This window comes from Pseudarthrobacter sp. fls2-241-R2A-127, from assembly GCF_030209355.1.
GTDB lineage: Bacteria > Actinomycetota > Actinomycetes > Actinomycetales > Micrococcaceae > Arthrobacter.
This window is the reverse complement of sequence record NZ_JARVSF010000015.1, coordinates 1-18,454: the sequence shown is the minus strand read 5'-3', so window position 1 is coordinate 18,454 and position 18,454 is coordinate 1. Positions and strand designations below refer to the sequence as shown.

19 protein-coding genes are annotated in these 18,454 nt (G+C 63.1%); 7 read left to right on the top strand and 12 right to left on the bottom strand.

Annotated features, from left to right (window positions below; genetic code table 11):
* The first annotated feature begins 81 nt into the window (after positions 1 to 81).
* Positions 82 to 3,120: a CHAT domain-containing protein gene (locus QRN53_RS12290; RefSeq protein WP_285244125.1), complete on the top strand. Its 3,039-nt coding sequence runs from the start codon at positions 82 to 84 to the stop codon at positions 3,118 to 3,120.
* A 138-nt stretch (positions 3,121 to 3,258) separates the two neighbouring features.
* On the opposite strand, the gene QRN53_RS12285 is transcribed toward QRN53_RS12290, so the two are convergent.
* Together QRN53_RS12285 and QRN53_RS12280 are read right to left on the bottom strand one after the other, a co-directional pair.
* Positions 3,259 to 4,497, bottom strand: coding sequence for an ABC transporter permease (locus tag QRN53_RS12285; RefSeq protein ID WP_285244124.1), 1,239 nt, complete (start codon positions 4,495 to 4,497; stop codon positions 3,259 to 3,261).
* 2 nt (positions 4,498 to 4,499) lie between these two features.
* Positions 4,500 to 5,429: an ABC transporter ATP-binding protein gene (locus QRN53_RS12280; RefSeq protein ID WP_285244123.1), complete on the bottom strand. Its 930-nt coding sequence runs from the start codon at positions 5,427 to 5,429 to the stop codon at positions 4,500 to 4,502.
* 502 nt (positions 5,430 to 5,931) lie between these two features.
* Between QRN53_RS12280 and QRN53_RS12275 the strand changes: the two genes are divergently transcribed.
* Both QRN53_RS12275 and QRN53_RS12270 read left to right on the top strand, forming a co-directional pair.
* Positions 5,932 to 6,315 carry a hypothetical protein gene (locus tag QRN53_RS12275; RefSeq protein WP_285244122.1) on the top strand — a complete coding sequence of 128 codons (384 nt, stop codon included), beginning with the start codon at positions 5,932 to 5,934 and terminating at the stop codon, positions 6,313 to 6,315.
* A 92-nt stretch (positions 6,316 to 6,407) separates the two neighbouring features.
* Positions 6,408 to 7,076 (top strand): hypothetical protein, encoded by a 669-nt coding sequence (locus tag QRN53_RS12270; protein WP_350224168.1) that lies wholly within the window; start codon positions 6,408 to 6,410, stop codon positions 7,074 to 7,076.
* Between the two features lie 235 nt (positions 7,077 to 7,311).
* Here QRN53_RS12270 and QRN53_RS12265 read toward each other — a convergent pair whose 3' ends face one another.
* The 4 genes from QRN53_RS12265 to QRN53_RS12250 all read right to left on the bottom strand — a co-directional run bounded on the left by QRN53_RS12265 (position 7,312) and on the right by QRN53_RS12250 (position 10,879).
* A complete protein-coding gene (locus QRN53_RS12265) occupies positions 7,312 to 7,518 on the bottom strand; it encodes a hypothetical protein (protein ID WP_285244120.1) in 207 nt (68 codons plus the stop codon).
* A 68-nt stretch (positions 7,519 to 7,586) separates the two neighbouring features.
* Positions 7,587 to 8,819, bottom strand: coding sequence for a hypothetical protein (locus QRN53_RS12260; protein WP_285244119.1), 1,233 nt, complete (start codon positions 8,817 to 8,819; stop codon positions 7,587 to 7,589).
* 30 nt (positions 8,820 to 8,849) lie between these two features.
* Positions 8,850 to 10,487 (bottom strand): relaxase/mobilization nuclease domain-containing protein, encoded by a 1,638-nt coding sequence (locus QRN53_RS12255; protein ID WP_285244118.1) that lies wholly within the window; start codon positions 10,485 to 10,487, stop codon positions 8,850 to 8,852.
* A gap of 2 nt (positions 10,488 to 10,489) precedes the next feature.
* Complete coding sequence (locus QRN53_RS12250; protein ID WP_285244117.1) at positions 10,490 to 10,879, bottom strand: MobC family plasmid mobilization relaxosome protein; 390 nt, start codon at positions 10,877 to 10,879, stop codon at positions 10,490 to 10,492.
* A gap of 460 nt (positions 10,880 to 11,339) precedes the next feature.
* Here QRN53_RS12250 and QRN53_RS12245 point away from each other — a divergent pair, with 460 nt between their 5' ends.
* Together QRN53_RS12245 and QRN53_RS12240 are read left to right on the top strand one after the other, a co-directional pair.
* On the top strand, positions 11,340 to 11,918 hold the full coding sequence (locus QRN53_RS12245; protein ID WP_285244116.1) for a hypothetical protein: 579 nt from the start codon (positions 11,340 to 11,342) through the stop codon (positions 11,916 to 11,918).
* 29 nt (positions 11,919 to 11,947) lie between these two features.
* A complete protein-coding gene (locus QRN53_RS12240) occupies positions 11,948 to 12,250 on the top strand; it encodes a hypothetical protein (RefSeq protein WP_285244115.1) in 303 nt (100 codons plus the stop codon).
* 521 nt (positions 12,251 to 12,771) lie between these two features.
* Here QRN53_RS12240 and QRN53_RS12235 read toward each other — a convergent pair.
* The 5 genes from QRN53_RS12235 to QRN53_RS12215 form a co-directional block, all read right to left on the bottom strand.
* Positions 12,772 to 13,038 carry a helix-turn-helix domain-containing protein gene (locus QRN53_RS12235; RefSeq protein WP_350224167.1) on the bottom strand — a complete coding sequence of 89 codons (267 nt, stop codon included), beginning with the start codon at positions 13,036 to 13,038 and terminating at the stop codon, positions 12,772 to 12,774.
* Positions 13,039 to 13,063: 25 nt separating this feature from the next.
* Entirely contained in the window at positions 13,064 to 13,330 is a 267-nt protein-coding gene (locus QRN53_RS12230; protein WP_285244114.1) for a ParB family protein, read from the bottom strand.
* Positions 13,331 to 13,386: 56 nt separating this feature from the next.
* Positions 13,387 to 13,749: a hypothetical protein gene (locus tag QRN53_RS12225; RefSeq protein WP_285244113.1), complete on the bottom strand. Its 363-nt coding sequence runs from the start codon at positions 13,747 to 13,749 to the stop codon at positions 13,387 to 13,389.
* A 125-nt stretch (positions 13,750 to 13,874) separates the two neighbouring features.
* Complete coding sequence (locus tag QRN53_RS12220) at positions 13,875 to 14,771, bottom strand: single-stranded DNA-binding protein (RefSeq protein ID WP_285244112.1); 897 nt, start codon at positions 14,769 to 14,771, stop codon at positions 13,875 to 13,877.
* A gap of 5 nt (positions 14,772 to 14,776) precedes the next feature.
* Entirely contained in the window at positions 14,777 to 15,043 is a 267-nt protein-coding gene (locus QRN53_RS12215) for a glutaredoxin family protein (RefSeq protein WP_285244111.1), read from the bottom strand.
* Positions 15,044 to 15,582: 539 nt separating this feature from the next.
* Between QRN53_RS12215 and QRN53_RS12210 the strand changes: the two genes are divergently transcribed.
* The gene (locus QRN53_RS12210) at positions 15,583 to 16,197 is read left to right on the top strand and encodes a helicase associated domain-containing protein (protein WP_285244110.1); all 615 of its coding nucleotides are present in this window, start codon (positions 15,583 to 15,585) and stop codon (positions 16,195 to 16,197) included.
* A gap of 157 nt (positions 16,198 to 16,354) precedes the next feature.
* Positions 16,355 to 16,582: a DUF2188 domain-containing protein gene (locus QRN53_RS12205; RefSeq protein WP_285244109.1), complete on the top strand. Its 228-nt coding sequence runs from the start codon at positions 16,355 to 16,357 to the stop codon at positions 16,580 to 16,582.
* Between the two features lie 318 nt (positions 16,583 to 16,900).
* Here QRN53_RS12205 and QRN53_RS12200 read toward each other — a convergent pair whose 3' ends face one another.
* A complete protein-coding gene (locus QRN53_RS12200; RefSeq protein WP_285244108.1) occupies positions 16,901 to 18,253 on the bottom strand; it encodes a ParB/RepB/Spo0J family partition protein in 1,353 nt (450 codons plus the stop codon).
* Positions 18,254 to 18,454 lie beyond the last annotated feature (201 nt).

The window sequence follows — 18,454 nt, the reverse complement described above, 5'->3', positions numbered from 1 at the left end:
TCCAGTTGGTATGAGAACGCGGTGCGAAATATGAGTGCCCGCCTCCTAGCAGAACTCCTCCTAGCGGAGGAGTCACATTTCATGGCGACAGGGACTTTGGTTCACCAAGACCTGGCAGGGCGGCTTCCCGCAGGTCAGCCTCCTAAAGCGATGCTCCGACGGTCTGCCGAAAAACTCCTGGCCTGGGCGGACAGCGAGACGGACGCGGATGCAGCGAGAGTTTGGCGAATTCTAGGGCTGTTGTGGCGGTGGAGTTACCCTCAGCACGGTGACGATAACCACGACGGAGAACTTCGCCTGTCGCTTGAGGACACCTCGAAGGCTGCTGATCTTGCCGAAGGCTTTGATGAATTCCTTGGATTGCTCGCACTGGTAAAGCTCACGGTGCGGCACCGAGATATGTTCAATTCCGCCGATGCGCTGGCCGCGGCAGACCGAATGATCAACATTGCTCGCGGCCCGGTCCCGACTGCTGAATCGTCCAAGTTGCACCAGATGCTGCCGGATGCGTCGTGGATGGTCGAACCTGGGGTTTTGATGGCACGGTTCAAGGTGCGTTCTCACCAAAGGGCAGCCGCCATTGCTCGCTTTTCACGGCAGTACGAAAGGGCCGTCCAGGAGCGCGACCTGCAAATTGTTGCAGCCGAGCAGTTGTCTGACGTCCAGCCCGGACTTCTTGCCGATGCTCTCGGCCAACGCGCCAGCCTGGCTCGCTCGTTGGGTGATGTTCGGTCCAGCCTTGCCCTCTTGGCACGCCAGGCAGATTTCACGAATAATGCACATTCGAATGTCGCTGAAAGCATTGCTCTCAGGAGCATCGCAGCCAATGCCGGTTTCTTCGCCGATTGGGGTGAGATGAGGGCTGCCAACTTGGCCCGGCTGGCGAACCGTCTCTCTGCAGGCGGTCATGACGGTACTAACGAGCGGGACCCGGATCAGGTCCGCCTCGCCGTTGAGGACATTTATGCCAAGAACCAGCAACGCCTCAATACAGCCATCGGAAACATAGCTGACGACTTAGCGCGCAACCTACTCGATTCCGGCGCCGCAGCGGCTTCCACGGACGCTGCTGTCGAGGCCCGGAAATGGCTCGACGTGGCAGACGCTGCATGGCGAGATATAGCCATGAACGGCAAAGTTGCCATCTCCTTCCGTCGTCTGCAACTCGACGTTATCGAAGGAAGAGCGCCAAAACCTCTTGACGTAGGCCGCACGATGGTCGGGCTCAGCCGCGAATGGCGCCGAGCGGTGGGTCAGCGTAGAGCGGCGCTCGAAGCAGGACGCTGTGGTTCTCCGGGCGACCATACGGTACTCGAGCGGCTGATGGAGCTGCGTAGTTCTGCGCCGGCATTGGATGCTGCGCATCTGGATGCAGGGATTGCCCAATGGTATTTAAATGCAGGAGACCAACATCATGAAGATGCCCAAAAGGAGCAGGCAATAAGTGCTTGGACCCTTGCCTGGCGTACGGCTGAAAGCGCTGCAGAAGGCTTAGTCCTGACGCCATCGGAGGGTGCCCCGTTCATTCTCGACCCCAAGCGCTACATTGAGGCTATTCAGACGGAAGTTTCTGCCCTTGAGAGTCTCTACGAATTGGGTGGGAAAGACTTCCCCGGGCCGAGGGAAGCGCTGTCAGTTCGCATTCGCTCTCTGCCGGCCATAGCACGTCTATATTCCTCATCCGTCTCCCGTGAGCAACGCGAACTGGTAACAAGCCGTTACAGCAACTGGCTGAATGCGACCGCAGAAACAGCAGCGAATCTGGGCGCCCCCGCTGAAGCTGATTTCGTAGCTGAGGTGGCACGACGTGACCTTGTCGGAACGGTGCTGTCCGCCCTCTCCAATGACGCCGACATACCAGAGCACCTTGCAGCCCTTGCGAAGCAGTTTACGGCCACCCTAAAGGTAGCCATCAGCGAAGTCGATGACGAAGGAGAAGACAGCAAAGCTGACCTGGAAAACCGGGCGGTCGAAGTCAACTCCCAAATGGAGGAAACTCTCGATGTGATTGGCGCCGTGCTCGGCCCAGTTGCCCAACGGCTGTTCGATCCGACCGATGTCATCAAAGTTACTGCGGAAGACGTACTCAACCGTCTGCATGGGGATGAACCAGGAGCAGTTCTATCCCTGTGGCTAACCGGGCCCGAAAAGCGCCGACGAATAGTCCGCAGGCTCGCCTACCGAACGCACCAAAAGTCGGCAGCGCTCAACCACATCGACGTCGTCGATGCCCCAGATTGGCTCGCGGGCTTCGACCCCAGTATCGACTCGGACTTGTTCAATTCCCGGTTGGAACTTCTAACCACTCGGCTGCTGCCCCAGCCGCTCCTGGAATTTGTTTTGACCAGAGACCCCGAAAATCCCGTCGACATCACCATCGTGCCGACGGGCTTGCTAGGGATCCCTTTCAGTGCCCTGGCCCTTGACAGGCAACACCTGCTTCTAGATCTGGCCTCCGTCACCGTCGTGCAATCCCTGAACACGGCGATGGCGCTCTCCTCAGCCGGAGTTCAAACCGAGGAAGAAACATCGCCTGCAAAGCTGCCGTTCGCGCTAGCCGTCTTTGACACGGAGGAACTAACCCACACTAAAGCCGAAATGGAGGAACTCATCCTCCATCACCCCCAAATCAAGGAGGTCAAAACCCTCGAAGAAATAGGGGAAGCCTGCGGGGACGCCTCCCTGCAAGGCGCCGCTGGACTGCTAGCTCTAGCGGTACACGGCTTACGTGGACTCGACGGGTGGTCTCAACGGAAAAAGCTGCCCAGCGGCCAATACCTAACGACGGCTCACATCCTCGAGTGGTACTTTCCGAAACTCATCGTCGCGGGCTCGTGCAACACTGACATCCGCGCAAATGATCTAGGTGAGCTCGGAGGTTTTCCTATGGCCTTCCAACTCAGGGGTGCGGCCACGATTATCGGGAGTCTTCATGCAATACCCGACGAAGCCACGGCCCAAATCATGGGTCTGCTCTACGCCTCACTCGCCGCCGGTTCACCGCCGAGTCAAGCGCTCAGACAGGCCCAAAGGAGCTGGATCGCAGCCGACCGCGAGAATCGCCGCTCGAAGATACATCGATGGTCCTACCTGATTGCATACGGCCTCGCCGCCAGGTAAAGACCCGATCGCAGAAGGACAACAGCTCCTGCCCACTCCCCCGGTATCCGCGACGACTTCACCCAATTGTGCAGACACTGTCTGCACAATTGGGTGCTGCTGCCTACTCCTCGTTTAGGTCCAAGGCGGTCACTATGGTCACTTGGCGGCGAGTTCGCTCTGGCGGAAGGTCCCGGCGATGTTAAGTTTGCGGCCGTATTCGATGGACCCGTAGCGGAACAGGTGGACGGCGAGGCGCAGGATGAGGACACCGACGACGAAGAGTTCGACGATGACGATGATGGCTTCGATGGGGTTCAGGGTGCCGAAGCCGTTGCGTAGCAGCGCGGTGACCGGGGCAGTCAGCGGGAAGTAAGTGAAGATCTGCACGATCAGCGCTTCGGGGTTGGAGATGACCAGGCTGAATGTGTAGAAGGGGATGAACATCATCGCCATCAGCGGGCCGAAGATCGTCCCGGCTTCCTTGGCGGTCGGCATGATCGCCCCGATGGCGACCAGCACGCCTGTGAAGACAGTGAACCCGCCCAGCAGCAGCAGGGCTCCGGTGATCATGGCCCCGGGTTCGAAGACCAGGGAGGACAGGTCCATCTCCGGCAGCGCGAGCCTGTCGCGGAAGAACAGGTACGCGAGCCCGACCGGTGCCAGGAACACCAGTACCTGGACCAGTCCGACCATGAACAGCGAGATGATCTTGCCGGTGATCAGCGTGGTCGGGTTCAGGGTGGTCAGGATCATCTCGGTGACCCGGTTCTCCTTCTCCTCCAGCGTGGAGTTCAGCATCAGGTTCGAGAGCAGGATCATCGAGATGTAGAACACCACCAGGAACAGCAGCGGCGGGATCACTCCCCCGACGCCCGCGGCGGTTTTGCCGTCCTTGAAGGTTTCGGAGTCGAACTTCACGGCTCCGGTGAGGGCGGCGGTGAGTTGGGGTGAGGCGACCTGGTGCTGGGCTGAGGCTTCGAGCAGCTGCTTGGCCACGGCCTCGTACTTGCCGTTCTCGAACATGCCCTTGTCGGCGCCGTAGACCTTCACGGGTTCCTTTGTGGGGTCGGCGGGGTATTGGAAATACGCAGCGGATGTCCCGTTCTTGACCGCTTCGATGGCGGCGGCCGGGTCGGTGGCACGCGTACCGCCGGCTGCCTGCGCCCCGGCCGGTGCGATGATCCCGGAGGCGTCGCTGTAGGTGAAGGAGAACTGGGCGTTCTTCTGCGCCTCGGCGCTGTTCTTGGTCGTGGTGTTCGACGCGTACAGAAGGCCGAAAACCACGATCAACAGCACCGGGATCGCCAGGGTCGCGATAGCGAAACCGCGCTTCTTGATCGTCCTGATGAACTCGAACGCGATCACGGTGCCGAGGTTGTGCTGTGCCAGTGCCATCTCTAGCCTTCTCCCAGTTCGTGCTCTTCGCCGTAAACCTTGATGAAGATCTCATCCAGGGAAATCCTCGCCGGGGTGAAGGACCGGATTCCGGCGCCGGCCTCCACGAGCTCGCGCAGGACTTTGTCTTCACTGGCTCCCTGCCGTGGGGCGAGCTCCGCCCGCCCGTCGTCGTCGGAGACAACGTCGAACAAGTGGGATGCGGGCAGGACGCCGTCGTAGGTGACCCGGTAGAGGGTGCCGCCGAACTCTTCCTGGACGTCCTCGACGGTGCCGTAGGCGCGGGAGACGCCGTCCTTAAGCAGGATCACCCGGTCGCAGAGCCGTTCGACCTCCTCCATCTGGTGGGTGACCATGATGACGGTCGCGCCGGCGCGTTTGTGTTCTTCGATGATGTCCATCAGGAGCCGCCGGTTCACCGGGTCAAAGCCCTTCGTTGGCTCGTCCAGGATCAGCAGTTCCGGGTTGTTCATGATGGTCACGCCGAGCTGGACCTTCTGCTGCTGGCCGCTGGAGAGCTTGTCCAGCCGGGACTTGGCCTTCCCGCCCAGCCCGACCCGCTCCAGATAGGCCTCAGACCAGGACCTGGCCGCAGCCTTGGACAGGCCCTTGAGCCGGCCGAAGTAGACCATCACGTCCAGGACGGCTTCCTTCTTGTACAGGCCGCGTTCCTCCGGCAGGTACCCCAGGCGTGCCCCGTCGCTGGGCTCAAAGACCTTCCCGTCGATGTGCATGATACCGGCCGTGGGCTTGTATATCCCCAGCAGCGCCCGCAGCGTGGTGGTCTTTCCCGACCCGTTGCTGCCCAGGAATCCGAAGGTCTCCCCGGCATGGACGTCGAACGACAGGTCCCGGATGACTGTCGTCTCGCCGAAATCCATGCGGAAGTCCTGAATGTGCACAAGCGGCTCCGCCGCGTCCCCCAACGTCATGGCTTCACCCTATCGCTGAGCCGTACGGTCATTCCTGAGGCTTAGGGCCCGGCTTGAGCTGGGGGACCAGCCCAGCCTTGAGCCAACCTTGTGTAGATCGTGGGTTGGCGTTGGGCTACGGGCCCTACCCTTGTGCCCAAGGTCCCGCTTGTTGGGGGCAGGTCCTTACGCACGAGGCAGGGCCGGCGGCCAACGGCATCTCTGAGACTGGATGCCACACTCCCGGTCGCCGGCCCAGCCCGCACAAACATCCACTCCGGCGGCAGCCGACACCGCCTTATCCGAAGGCTCTGCACCCGATCAGCCGCGACAGCTTCCGGCCAGCCTTCCGGGCCATCCCTCCCCTGAGCTGAATGCGACGGGTGCCACCAGGGCATGGCCGGGTGCCAGTCCGGAGGAATCCATACCCCGCAGCACCAAGAGCCTTGTCGATACCTTGAAGCAGTGTGTTTATGGTGGATTTTTAGTAGAGTAGTAGTTCCACGATAGGAGGTGAGGCGCCATGAGCATTTCCATTGATGTTGGTGCTGCCCACGGTGGCACGGCCCGTCTGGGCATCCGGGAAATTGTCCGGCAGCTCAACAGCGCACTCGGAGCGACCCTGGTGGCCGCGTTGGCGGGCAGCAAGGACCCCAAGATCAGTTACCGGTGGGCGAGGACTGACGGTCCGGAACCCCGGCCCGAAGCGCAGGCCCGGCTACAGCTGGCCCACCGCGCGTGGACCGCGGTCTCCAGCGTGGAAGGCGAGCACGTGGCCAGGCTGTGGTTCGTCGGCGCCAATCCCTGGCTGGAGGAGATCTCACCCATCGAGGCCATCAAGGACATGCGCGCCAAGGACGTCATCGCCGCCGCGGCAGCCATGACTGAAGACAGGTTCCCGGGTTGACGGGAGTGTGCGCGAGTACCGGGCTGGCCTACGTGGCCGGCCCGGTCCGGGGCTACCGCATTGCAAAATCGTCTTACGGACCGCTGAATCCCTTGCCCCGAAGCTCGGGGACGATTGACCGTTCCTCCTGGTCGCGCTTCGATACCCCCGGCAGCACCGTATATCTGGCCGGGGACCGGCGCACCGCGTACGCGGAGACCCTGGCCATGGCCAGGGTCGGGAAGGACTTCCGGGACGCCGTCGCCTTCGCCGCCGGCCAGTTCGGCATCACCGTCGAGACGGCGCGGAAGATGATCCAGGATGACTGGACCAGGAACGGGAACATGGTCCCCGGCTGGCTGCCGGCCAACTGGCGCGACGGGCGCCTCATGTACACGCTGCAAATCCCCATCCCGACACGGTGGGTTGACCTGACGGCAGCCGAATCGATCGCCGCCCTGAACCGCCACCTTGGGCAGCAGCTGGACGATGCCTTCGGCATCGGCACGATCACACTGGGAACCCTCGCGGGGGAGAACCGCGACGCGACCACGGCGATTGCCGAATGGCTGCGTGAACAGGTTCTTGATGACGGGAACTACGCCGCCGGCGTCCGGGCACATTCGAAGTATGGCGGTGGCCTCTGCTGGGCCTATTGGCTGCGGCGGCAGGACGACCGGCTCGGCCCCGACCCGGTGCAGATTGAAGCCGAAACCGAGATCCACCGCAACGACGCTGATCTGAACTATGTACTGTCCCTCTACGGGCTGGAATGCCGGTAACGGCCACGCCCTCTCAATCGGTCCCACTCCTGGACGGTTCTCCCGACACCTCCATCGAACAAGACTCCCCGAACAACGGGCATTCACTCCGGTCCTCCGCCGAGCTGCGCCGCGCAGTCCAAAAACCTCACGGTGGGTCGCGAAAGCCGCGGCAAGGCAGCATCCTCCCCAAGCCGTCCTGGTTGGGGTGCGTGCCACGGCTTGGGCGCCCGCTGATCTCAGCCCCTGCCTTGACTCAGCCGTCAGGGTTGTGTCCGAGGATCCGCAGGAGATCGCCGACCACCATCCGTAACTCCTCGAACCCGTGCTGGTAATACAGGGCAGTCATCTGGTGCAGCGGGGTGTCATCCAGCTCGGCCAGCAACCTGATGGCCTCGTCAATGATCTCCTGATCGCTGCCGTAGACCGGTTGGCGCCCGGGATTGTCGGGTTCTTCAGTCACGCGATCCTCGCTTGCCGGGTAGGGTTCCACGGATCCGGCTGTGCCGGCCCTTTACGTAGGCGCTGGTGTCAGCGGCTCAGACCGTTTCTTGCCCTCTCCGCGCCGACGGCTGCACCTGCACGGGACTTACGGGCCTTCACCGCCCCCTTGCCCGTGGTGACCGCGGCGCTGGGGTGGGTGCCCTCGCTGCGGGCTGCGGTGAGGCGGCCGCGGATCTGGCTCTCATTGGCATCGGTGTTTTCCAGGGACTCCGCGAATTTCTGGTGATGTTCGGCTGATCCGTAGCCGCTGGCTGATGCTGTTTCTGCTTTGAGGCCTTGGTCATTGAGTCTGCTGCTGTCGTTGCCAGTGACGCGCTGCTCGATGTCACGGCCGACAACTTCCAGCCGGGCGAAGAGTTCCTTCTCGGCCCGCTCGTACCGCGCTTCCAGCGGTGACGACTCTGGGCCGCTGAAGCCACCCTCGGCAAGGAGCTTTGCTTCATGCATCTCCTTGGCGGCTTTCACAAATTCGGGATCTTTGAAGTGGGCTTCGTCTACGCCGTTGATGTTCGCGGTGGTTTCCTTGCGCAGTTGCTCGATGTCTGGGCCGTCGACGCCGTCCTTGGTAATGAGGAACAGGCGTTCTTTGATGGCGGTGTCAGCGGCAGCAACGGCTGCGGGCGTCTTTGCGTTGTGCGCACGCTGCAGGGCTTGGGCCAGCTCGGGGTTTGCCAGGTACTCCACGGGTACTTGGTGGCGCTCCATAATAGGTGCCAGCTTCGCCGCCTGGGCACGTCGTTCTTCTGCTTGCGCCGCCGCGATCAGGTGCATGGCTTTCTCATGTTCGGCGGTGGCTTTCCGTGCTTCTTCCTGGCTGCGTGCCAGCTCGTCCAGCGGGGCCTTCTCGGTTGCGATGCTCGCGATTCCTGATTCGAGGTAGGCGGTGTCCTGGCCGACATCGTGTGTGTCGATGCCGTACCGGGCGAGGACTTCTTCGCGGATTCTTGTGGAGGCTTCCAGGGCGGTTGGGTAGTGGTCTTTCCAGCCTTCAGCGACGGCGTGTGCCGTGGCGATGTCGGCTGGCTGCGCGTTGTCCCACCACTGGTCCTTGTGTATGGGTGCGAGGACGGCACGTGCTGAGCTGCGTTCAGCATTAAGGCGCGTCTCGGCTTCGTGCGCCGCCTGGGAGTCGAGGTGTTCCTGTTGTCGCTGGGCTTCCTGCCGGCGCCGGGCCAGCGTCTCGGCGATGCGTGAGGCGACCATCAGGGCTTGCCGCATGCCGTTGTCGAGAAAGTCGTCGATGCCGTCTGATTCACTCATGGTGTTCCCCTTGCACTGGTGGTGTGATTCTTATCGGTCGAGTCCCGGCCCGGTGTCACGGCTGGGCTGGTAGGTCTTAGTTGGTGTTGCCGGTCTGGGTGTCGTGGGAACCACCGAACCCGGGCGGATGGGTGCCATGCCGCGGCGTGCAATATCAACTGCCCTTGGCGGCACCGCAGCCTCTTCGGCAGGCTGCCGTTCCGCTCCTACGGGAACGGTCCTGGGCATCGTTGCGGTGAACGGGGCCAGCTGGTTCTCAACCACGGCTCGGATGCGCTGGGCTTCCCGGGCACGCCCGGACTGTTGGTGCATTTCGTACACGGCGAAGGCGGTGTTGATCAGCTGCACCATGAGGGCTGTCTGCGCTGCTGTCTTGTTCTTGCTGGACGCTGCCATGAACAACATGGCGGTACCGGCAATGGATGGCAGGGCGACGGGTTTGCCATGCTGCCGCGGGGCTCGAAGCTGGGCGGTGCGGGACAGCTCAGCGGCCGTAGCGGCTAAGGGTCCGGGGGTCGGTTCAAGCCTGTAGGACCATGCTGCGAAGGCGCCGGAAACATCGCGGGCTGCCTTGGCCCAGGTGGCGTGATCGTCCCGCGGGATCTTGCGAAGTTCGTCCGCCAGGGCGGTGGCGTTCCGGGTGTAGTCAACCCAGAGCTGCGGGTCCGGTGTCGCCTTCTCCGGACCGCGGGGGTTGGCTTTGCGTTTGTTCCGGGCGGCGGCGTTCCACTCGGCCGCCGCCTCAATCGAGGTCTGCGGGCTGTCTGGCCATTCCTGCCGCAGCTGGCCGATGCGGAGGTCGGTGGCGAGGGTGCCGCCGCCGAACCAGATCGGCCGCTCCCCCGGCTTCGGTCGCTCGGCTACGGAGTAGCCGACGATGACGTCGGTGGTGTTCTTCGCATACCGGGGACGCACCAGCAGGCCGGTGTCTCTGGCGCGGCGGATGAACTCCGCTTCAGTTCCCGATGCTGTGGCGCTGGCACGCACCTTCCTGGCCAGGGAGGCACGGTGCATTTCCCGGTCATTGCGTGCCGCGGTGGCCTTCTCGGCCCGGTCATACCCTCGGGTGGCGTGCACGTTGGAGAGCTCTTCGAGCCCGTACTTGGTTTCCAGTTCCCGGCAGGTCTGCTGTGCGCGTTTGTAGTCGCCGTGGGTGGAGGCTTTGGTGCCGTCTGCCCGGACCAGGGACACGGCGATGTGGATGTGGTGGTTCCCGTTCTCGCTCGTGCCGTGGTTGATCGCGACCCATCGGCATTGCGCTTTTCCGCTGGCTTCGGTGAAGCCCATCGCGTCCACGAAGTCGTTGGCGATGTCGCCCCACTGCTGGTCCGTCAGGGCGCCTTCTTCGGCCCGAAGGCTCAGCGAGCAGTGCCACACGTCCGCGTGCTTGTGGCCGTTCGGCACCCGTTCCTTCTTCACCGGGTCCCAGCGGTAATCCTTTTGCAGCACCTCGACACCGAAGGCCTTGCGGGGCTGGTCCAGGTGCTTGGCGATCGCGACAGCATCATCGGCATCCAGGACGCCGTCGTCGTACCAAGCCATGATCGCCGCGTCCCCGGCAACCAGGTGCGGGTCGGTGTGCGCGTTCTTCGTCTTATCCGCATCCGTCGACGCCAGGTACAGGATCAGCCCGGCCATCCGGGACCCGCGGGTAATGTTCGGAATCATCGCTACATCAGCCCCTCGATCGCCCGGTCGATCCGCATCGCGACCTCGCGCACATACGCCAATGCGGCCCTGGCATCCTGGGGGAACTCGTCCCCGGCGTTCGCGTGCCGGGCGATCTGGTTCACGTTGTTCGACACCCTCGCCAGCAACGTATGGATCGCCATCAGCTCCGCCATCGCAGCTTTCCGCTGCGTCGGCGTCTCCGACCCCTCCGACAAGGCGGCCGTGAGCAGCAGGTTCGGGACCGTGACCTTCTCCCGCGCCGCCCGGGCAACCAGGGCCGCTTCCTCCTCCGCCGTCACCCACACATCCCGGCGCTTCTTCGTCCCCGCCGGCGAATTCGCACGCCGCCGACGAGACAACGGGGAACGCGGCACATCCTCTTCAGACACGCACTCCCCCAATCCCCTCAAAAGCCCAGCGCAGCGACCCCGAAACCCGGGGACCACACGACCAGTGTGCCAAGCGAACAACCGCAGGGCCGTGAGCGACACGCCCATTTACACCCGTGTAAATGTATAGCTTGCTCCGCCTCACTCCGCCTCAGAAAGTTAGGCGGTCAGCGGCGTGTTTGGCTGTAATGGACGCGGCCGTCGGCCTAGGGTGGAGGTACAGCACGACACGCTTTCTCAGGGGGAGACAATGCGTCCAAACGAAACGTCCACCGACCGATTGCGATCAGGCAGCCTGACCTACGAACCCGAAAACGCGGCCATCTTGGGCGGGAAAATCACGATCGACCTACAGGTCGATCCGCCGGCCCCACGCAAGCATCTCGTCAATGCAGCATCCGACCAGCTATTGATCGGAAGACATCATGAGAGCGGCGACGAAGGGGCCGACGCCCCGCCCGTGACAATCCAGAGCTGCATCGACACGGTCGCTAACGTGCACCTCGAGGACGCCACCGGATCACGTGCGCACATCTGGCCCGGGGCCGAACGCCTAACAGCGTGGGTTATCCTGCCAACTCCCCTTGCCGAGCGTCCCGAAACCCAACTGCCCGGGCCCCTCTTCAAGGAGTACGCGCCGGAACCTGAGACCTATCTGCGCCACATCGAGCGCAGGGCGCTGACGCCCGTCCAAGAAGCCATTCTCCCGGCGGTCCTCGAATCAGTCCACGACGTTCTCCCACCGGCACTGCAGCCCCACGTCGACGACATCGCCCACCTCATCGCCCAGGAGATCCCCGCCGCGGAAGACCTGCTGCGCGCCTACCAGCGCACCTCCGTCCCGGAAGTTCTCGCCGAATACGACCGGGCAGGCAGGCCCGAACCACTCGCGCCCCAATACCAGCAAGCGGTGAAAACCGCTCAGCTCTCCTTCCCACGCCACGCCACAGAAGCACTCACGACCGCCGCCCATGCCGTGGCGGCATTACCCTCAAAGACTGCTGCCGGCGTCGCCGCCGGCCCCGCCCTCGACCGCTGACCACCACACGAAAGAGACCAAGAAAGACCATGGCCGCACTGAACATCGAAGCCACGAAAAACCAGGCACGTGAACTCCTCAACTCCCGCATTAAATCCGTCGAGCAACTCGTCCACGCGCGCCAGCGCGTCACCGACCTGAAAGAGCAGCTCGCCGCCGCCGAGCGCGACGACAAGCGCGCCTACGTCAAGGCAACCCGCGACGGCTGGAGCCCGGAAGAACTGAAGAAACTCGGCCTCGAACCGGCTGCCGCCGGGCGCCGACGCAAAGCCCAGGCCAAGCCATCTGAGAACCCGATCACGTACGACTCAAACGGCTCACAGGCCAACTAGCCTCTCGCGCACGACAAAAGCTAAAACCCTTCGGGCTTTTCCCGCACCCAGGTGCACGAGGGGACCCACCTGACCGGCTGCACACAGACGCCAGGTCACTGCAGGCGGGATTCTCACCACCGGGACCGGCGAATGTGCACAGTCTGGAAAGTGCCAGCTCACCAACGGATACGTTCCCCATGGTTCAACACCGGCGCGGCCGTCGCACCCGAAGGGGACGGTTGGGTTTCTTTCAGCAGGGACAACACAGGACTGCACAGCGGGGCGCCGCTGTGCATACGGAACCATCCCCGAGGGCTGGCTTCTAAGGCACAGGGGGACTTCCCGGGCCGGTACAGGGCGGGGACAACCACAAGCTGCAGGGCGGCGCGAATCACCACCAACTTCCGCAGGCCCGCGTGATCCAAACAATGGCACCAGCCGCAGCAAGAAGCTTCACAAGAAGTGAGCCCTGACTAAGAACTGAGGAAGGCCGGCACCCGTCATTGGGCGCCGGCCTTCACTGTCTCAGACCTTCGGCATCAGTCGTCCGCGGGGGTCTCGCCCTCGGGCACCTGGTCGGACGCAATCCGTTCCGCTGTCTTCTCGTAGGCGGCATCAATGTACGCTGCCAGGTCATCCTCCCGAACGCGCCAAATACCCCTCGGTCCGAACTGCGCGCCCCTCAGCTCGCCGCTTCTCAGCAGCGCGTAAACCATCGGTTTTCCGAGGTTCAAAATCTCCTGAACCTCGGCCATCGTCAGCATCTTCGGGAACGGCAGGGACGTCCGGACGCCGATCTTGTTCACCTTCTTCAGTCCCCTGACCCATCGTCTACGCTTCCTCGTTTCGGTGCTGCATTTCATCCATCGTCCGCTGACCTCGCCGCAGCTCGCCGGCCGGCACCGGAGGCCACGCCTTGCCGCCGTTGTACTTGCGCTGCAGACGCTTCACCTCACGCATCGTCGCCCTGACGATAAGGTCCGAGACGCTGGCGTCGCCCTCCTGTAAGCCGGTTGCCTTGAACGCAGCCCGCACCTGCCCGGCCTGGTCCTCGGTGTAGTACGGGGTGAATGCCGGAACTTTCTTTGGTTTCGCCATCAAGAGCCTCTGCTTTCATGCGGGCAGTGTACTCTGACAGGTCCCCGGGTTGCTGATCATGAGTCCCCCTCCGTCTTGTATCCCTGCCCCGCGATGGCGTTCTGCGCCTCGGCCAGTTGCTCCCCGAGCTGTGCAGCCAAGCCAGCGGCAGCACGCATATGCTCAGCGGCCACGGCGGCAGACTGAGCCGGATCCCGGCCGTCATCCTCATAGACGTTGTACTCGGTAACTGACCTCTCGAGGCCTGCCGCGAGTTGTTGTAGGGCCTGGGCCAACATGTGCCCCGTGGCTCCTTTCAGATTTCCCAGCACCTTGTACACCGTGGGCGCCGGATGAGTCTGGCTCATGTGGCAGATCGCGCGTACCGCGTCATAGATGGCATCGGCTTCCTGGACAACGGCAGGCGTTTCATCACTCATGGAGGGCTCCTAGCTTCTTGCGGGAAGTGCGGCTTCAGGCCACGCGTCCCTGGTGTTCTTGACCGGGATTCGGGCAGTAGTGCGTCGGGGTCAGCGTATCGGCTGCCCCCGACGCTTGGGCTGTTTTAGAAGGGGGGTTCGGAATCGGGGCCGTTGCCCCATTGCCCGGCTGTGTTGCTGGTCGCCGGCACGGCCCAGGGATCATCCTGCGGCCCGGTCTGCGGCGGGGTGCTACCGTTGCCCTGGTAGCCGCTCCCCTGGCCGCCTTGGGTGCCGCGCTGGGTGCGGTTGATCTTGGCGTTGGCGTAGCGGAGTGAGGGGCCGATCTCGTCTACCTCGAGCTCTATGACGGTGCGCTTCTCTCCTTCCTTGGTTTCGTAGGATCGGGACTTCAGCCGGCCCGTGACGATGACGCGCATGCCCTTGGTCAGGGACTCGGCCACGTTCTCAGCAGCCTCCCGCCACACACTGGCGCGGAGGAAAAGCGTCTCCCCGTCTTTCCACTCATTAGACTGACGGTCGAACGTCCTGGGCGTCGAAGCGATGGTGAAGTTCGCTACCGCGGATCCCGACGGGGTGAAGCGCAGCTCTGGATCTGATGTCAGGTTTCCAATGACAGTAATCGTGGTTTCGCCGGCCATGATGGTTCCTTTTCCTCGTGTGCTGGTGATGGTCTCGGTGCCTGTTGTGGTTTCGTTCGCTGGTTCGGTCCCGCCCGGTTCGTCGTGGGTGCGGTCGTTGGGTTGGTACTGGTTCGCGGTGTGTTCATCCCAGAGGCCGCCGTCCCCGAGCGGGGCGCGGTTGATCGCGTTAAGGTACCGGTCGTCCCCTGCGTTGCCCTGGATGGCGTAGCCCTCGTACAGGTCCTCATTGAACGGTTCCACGATCGCGGGTTCCACAAGGTACGGGTCCACAACGTCGGGGGTGATCCTGCCGCTGGGGTTGACCCGCCGGAACAGGTCCACCTCCAACGGGATCCGTGGGCTCAGGTTGAACCCGACAACCGGGCGCTGCCTCGTCATGGTACTCACGCCGCCTTGTGGCTCATCGCCGCCTGGACGAGCTTGTCGCGGCGCAGGCCGGACCAGTGGTCCTGGTCATCGGAGTTGTTCACGACGACGGGTGCCTGGGAGTAGCCGAGTTCGGCGGTGATGTACTCCAGCGCTGCCGGGACTTTGGTGATGTCCACGGCCGTGTAGGTGATGCCCTTGGAGTCGAAGTAGTCTTTCGTCTTCTCGCAGTTCGGGCAGTTGGGCTTGGTGTAGACCGTGTAAGCGGCCGGTGTTGCAGTCATTTTCAGCACCTGGGTTCGTATCAAATAAGTTTCGTTCGTCTGGCTGACTTGCTACCTCAATTTTAGCAGTCATTCAACTGAATGAATAGGGCTTTTACCGCTTATTGTTAGGCTTTTTTGGAGAAGATCTTTTCGCGCAAATGTGCAATTTCCCCTGCCGCCGATTTCCGTTACGGATGGCGAGTCCCGCCGCTGGCGACTGTGGTCATCCCCGGAGGCTCCGACGGCGGCAGCCCCCATGCGCCTTGGAAGGTTCGTGTCGGCTGTGGTGACGTACGGGTCCTTGGGTAATGGGCGATGTGAATAGGTGTCGTCCCGGCTGGAGGAATGTCTGCCCTGGTGTTTGGGTTCACCCGGAGGCGTCGGTGGTGGACCATGGGGAAGGTGTCCGGCCGGGCGGGGTGCCCGGCTGTGGGTAGCCTACCGGTGAGGTGTGTGTGAGGGCCGGAGGTCCGGGCAGGGAAATCGGGGGTTGATGTATGGGCGGGGCGCGGCGTTCTGCACCGGATGCGGAGTGGGTGCAGATGTACCGGGCAGGGGTGCCTGCTTCCAGGATCGCTTCGTTGTCGGCGGCCGCGGAATCTACGGTTCGGTATCACCTGCAGATCGCTGCCCGGGAAGAACCGTCCCTCCGGGCCGAGCATCGACGTGCGGTGCCGCGCCCTCCGGCGAAGATGGACAGCCGGAGCCTGCAAAACCTCGAGGACATTATTGCCCTGTATCGGGCCGAAGGCCGGCTGCCCAGTCCACGGGCGAGGTCCGCGCGGGAACGCGCCCTGAGCACCTGGCTTGGGCGCAGGCGCCAGGACGCCGACAACGGCACCCTCTCCCCCACTGTCAAAGCCCGACTCGGGGAAATCCCGGGCTGGGACGCGCCGCGCCGGCAAAAAGAAAAACGCGAAGCGCTGTGGAATCAGCGCCTGGTCGAACTCATCGCCTACCGGGCCGAGGGCAAGGACTGGCCGCTGCAAAAGAAAGCCGCTACCGAGCAGGAGCGTGTCCTTGGGGTGTGGATCCACGGCCAAAGAATCACCTACCGCCAAGGCACACTGGCCCCGGCCAGGCAGGCACGACTGGACGCCGAGTTGCCGGGCTGGCGGCAGGGCCGGCCCCGACGGGGCGGCCGCCCAAAACCTCCCCCGCTTGAAAACTAAGCATGCTTTCTATTAGTTTGGTGTCAGCTTCTCCGCCTGTCCCACATCAGGCGGAGTGGTTGCCAGGAAGGCCCCGCACGACGAACGTCCTGCGGGGTTTTCGCTATCCGCGCTTGCGCAGCAGGTGTCTTGAACCAAACGGCAGAGGGAGTGTGCAATGGCTCAGGGTGATATCGAGACGTACTACGAAGACGGCCAGTGGAAGAACAAGCGCGAAGGCGCTGACCGCGCGTTCGGTGCCGGCTACGGCACCAAGGACGAAGCGGTAGCTGCGGGCCGGGCAGCGGCCCAGGCGGACAAGGTGGAGCACGTCATCAAGAACCAGGACGGCCAGATCAGTTCCAAGAACAGCTACGGCAATGATCCGAGAAACGTCCCGGGCTGAGTCGCCGGCGGGGACTCGGGTTCCTGGTTAACCCGAAAGGAGCCGGCATGTGCCGGCTCCTTTCGGGTTTCCCTGCAAAGAAATCTGTTGTTCAGCCTAGCTGAATTGGTGGCCGCGGGCTGCTCAACTCCATTGCTGCAGCGCGGCTCCTGCTCTGTTCCTGGGTGTGTTGCGGAAAACGGCGGTCCGCCGCTGGTGAGTGGTTGCTGTGGTTCGCTCTGGGCGGCGGACCGCCCGACTTCTGGAAGGTTCCGTCCCTGCCTGTGGCGATCGGCTGGGGCCTTGCCGGGCGGTGGCGGTCCGCCCGGCAAGGGGTTCTCATGCCGCTGGTTCGTCCTCGACCGGCTTGCCGCTGTCGATGATGATCTGCTCGGTCTCACTTGCCGTGTATCCCCAGAGGACCAGCTGGTTCAGGTAGTCCCGGTGGGTCTGGGACGGTGAGCGCCACGAGTCTTTTTGGATGGTCTTTTCATACCCTGCGCAGACCAGAGCAATCAGTCCAAACTCCGGGCGGGCGGTGGATTTGGCGACGTGATCACGGAGCGGGTTCCACGCCCACTGGTTGGATTCCTCGACCTTGCCTCCAACCATTTCAGCGGCCACCTGTCCCTCGTACCCGCTGGCGGTTTCCGGGTGGTGGGTGATCGCGTGGAGGGTAAAGTACTGCCAGCCCTTGGGGGCCTGCTTCTTGGCCAGCAGGTTCTTGACCCATTCGCGGCGGACGGTGGTCGCTGACTGCATCAGCTTGTTGTTCTCGATCAGGGTTTTCCGCTCGGCCTTCTGCTCGTCGGTCATGGGGCCTTTCGGGGCTGATGATGTGCCGTAGCCGCTGTAGTAGCGGAGCGTGAAGCCCAGGTTTTTCCAGCCGGTGACGACGGCGACGGTGGAGGGTTCGCCGCGATAGTCCGTCTCGATGTAGACGGCGTTTGCGTCCTCGTCGGTGGCCGGTTCTCCGTCGGCCCTTTTCAGCGAGGTAACGCGGAGGGTTTCGCTGTCCTCCCCGTATCCGCATTCGGGAACAACGATGGTTCCTGCTGCTTCCAGCTCTGCGGTGAGTGCGGCCAGCGCGGCGGCGCGGTCGCGCTTGTCGCGCAGCTGCTGGGTGACGTGCAGGAGCATGTCGGGTTCGTCCATGATGACGGACTCGAGTTCGGCGGTCGCTTCTTCGTCGTCCTCAAACTCGGCCAGAATGAGGGCTTCTTCGATGGTGTATCCCTTGCCCAGGGCGGCGGCTCCGGTCTCGGTGGACTTGGCTTTGAGGGCGGATTCGACGGTGGTCTTGGTCCGCCCGGTCTTCTTGGCGATCGCGGCCGCCGAAACGCCGATCAGGGACAGCTGGTGGTAAGCGTCAGCTTCGTCGGCTTCGGTCAGTTCAGCGCGCTGGATGTTCTCCACTACCTGCGTGACGATGCGTTCTGCTTCCTCGGGGCTTTCGATGATCATGACCGGGATCAGTGGGCGTCCGGCTTCGACGGCGGCGCGGGTGCGGCGCTGGCCCATCAGGACGTGCACGGTTCCGTCGTCCTTGCGGTGGGCGATTACGGGTTCCATCACGCCGTGTTCCTTGATGCTGGCAATGAAATCCGAGGTCAGGGCGGCGTCTTTCCGCACGTTGATGTCAACGGTCAGGGCCGCCGGGTCGAGCATTTCAAGCGTGGGTGTTGCGTTCATGGTTTTGCCTTTGCAGAGACGTGGGGGGGGTCGGGCGATCAATGGTGACCGGCCAGCTCCCCCTTTCCCCCCGACGCTTCTATGTCTGTCAAGCGGGTGGGAACGGGTGCCGACGCGGTCCGTGGTGACCGGCCAGCGTCCCTTCTCCCCCTTGTTGTTTTGGCTGCTGGCGAAGCTTGCGGAGCTGTGGCCGACGGAGGC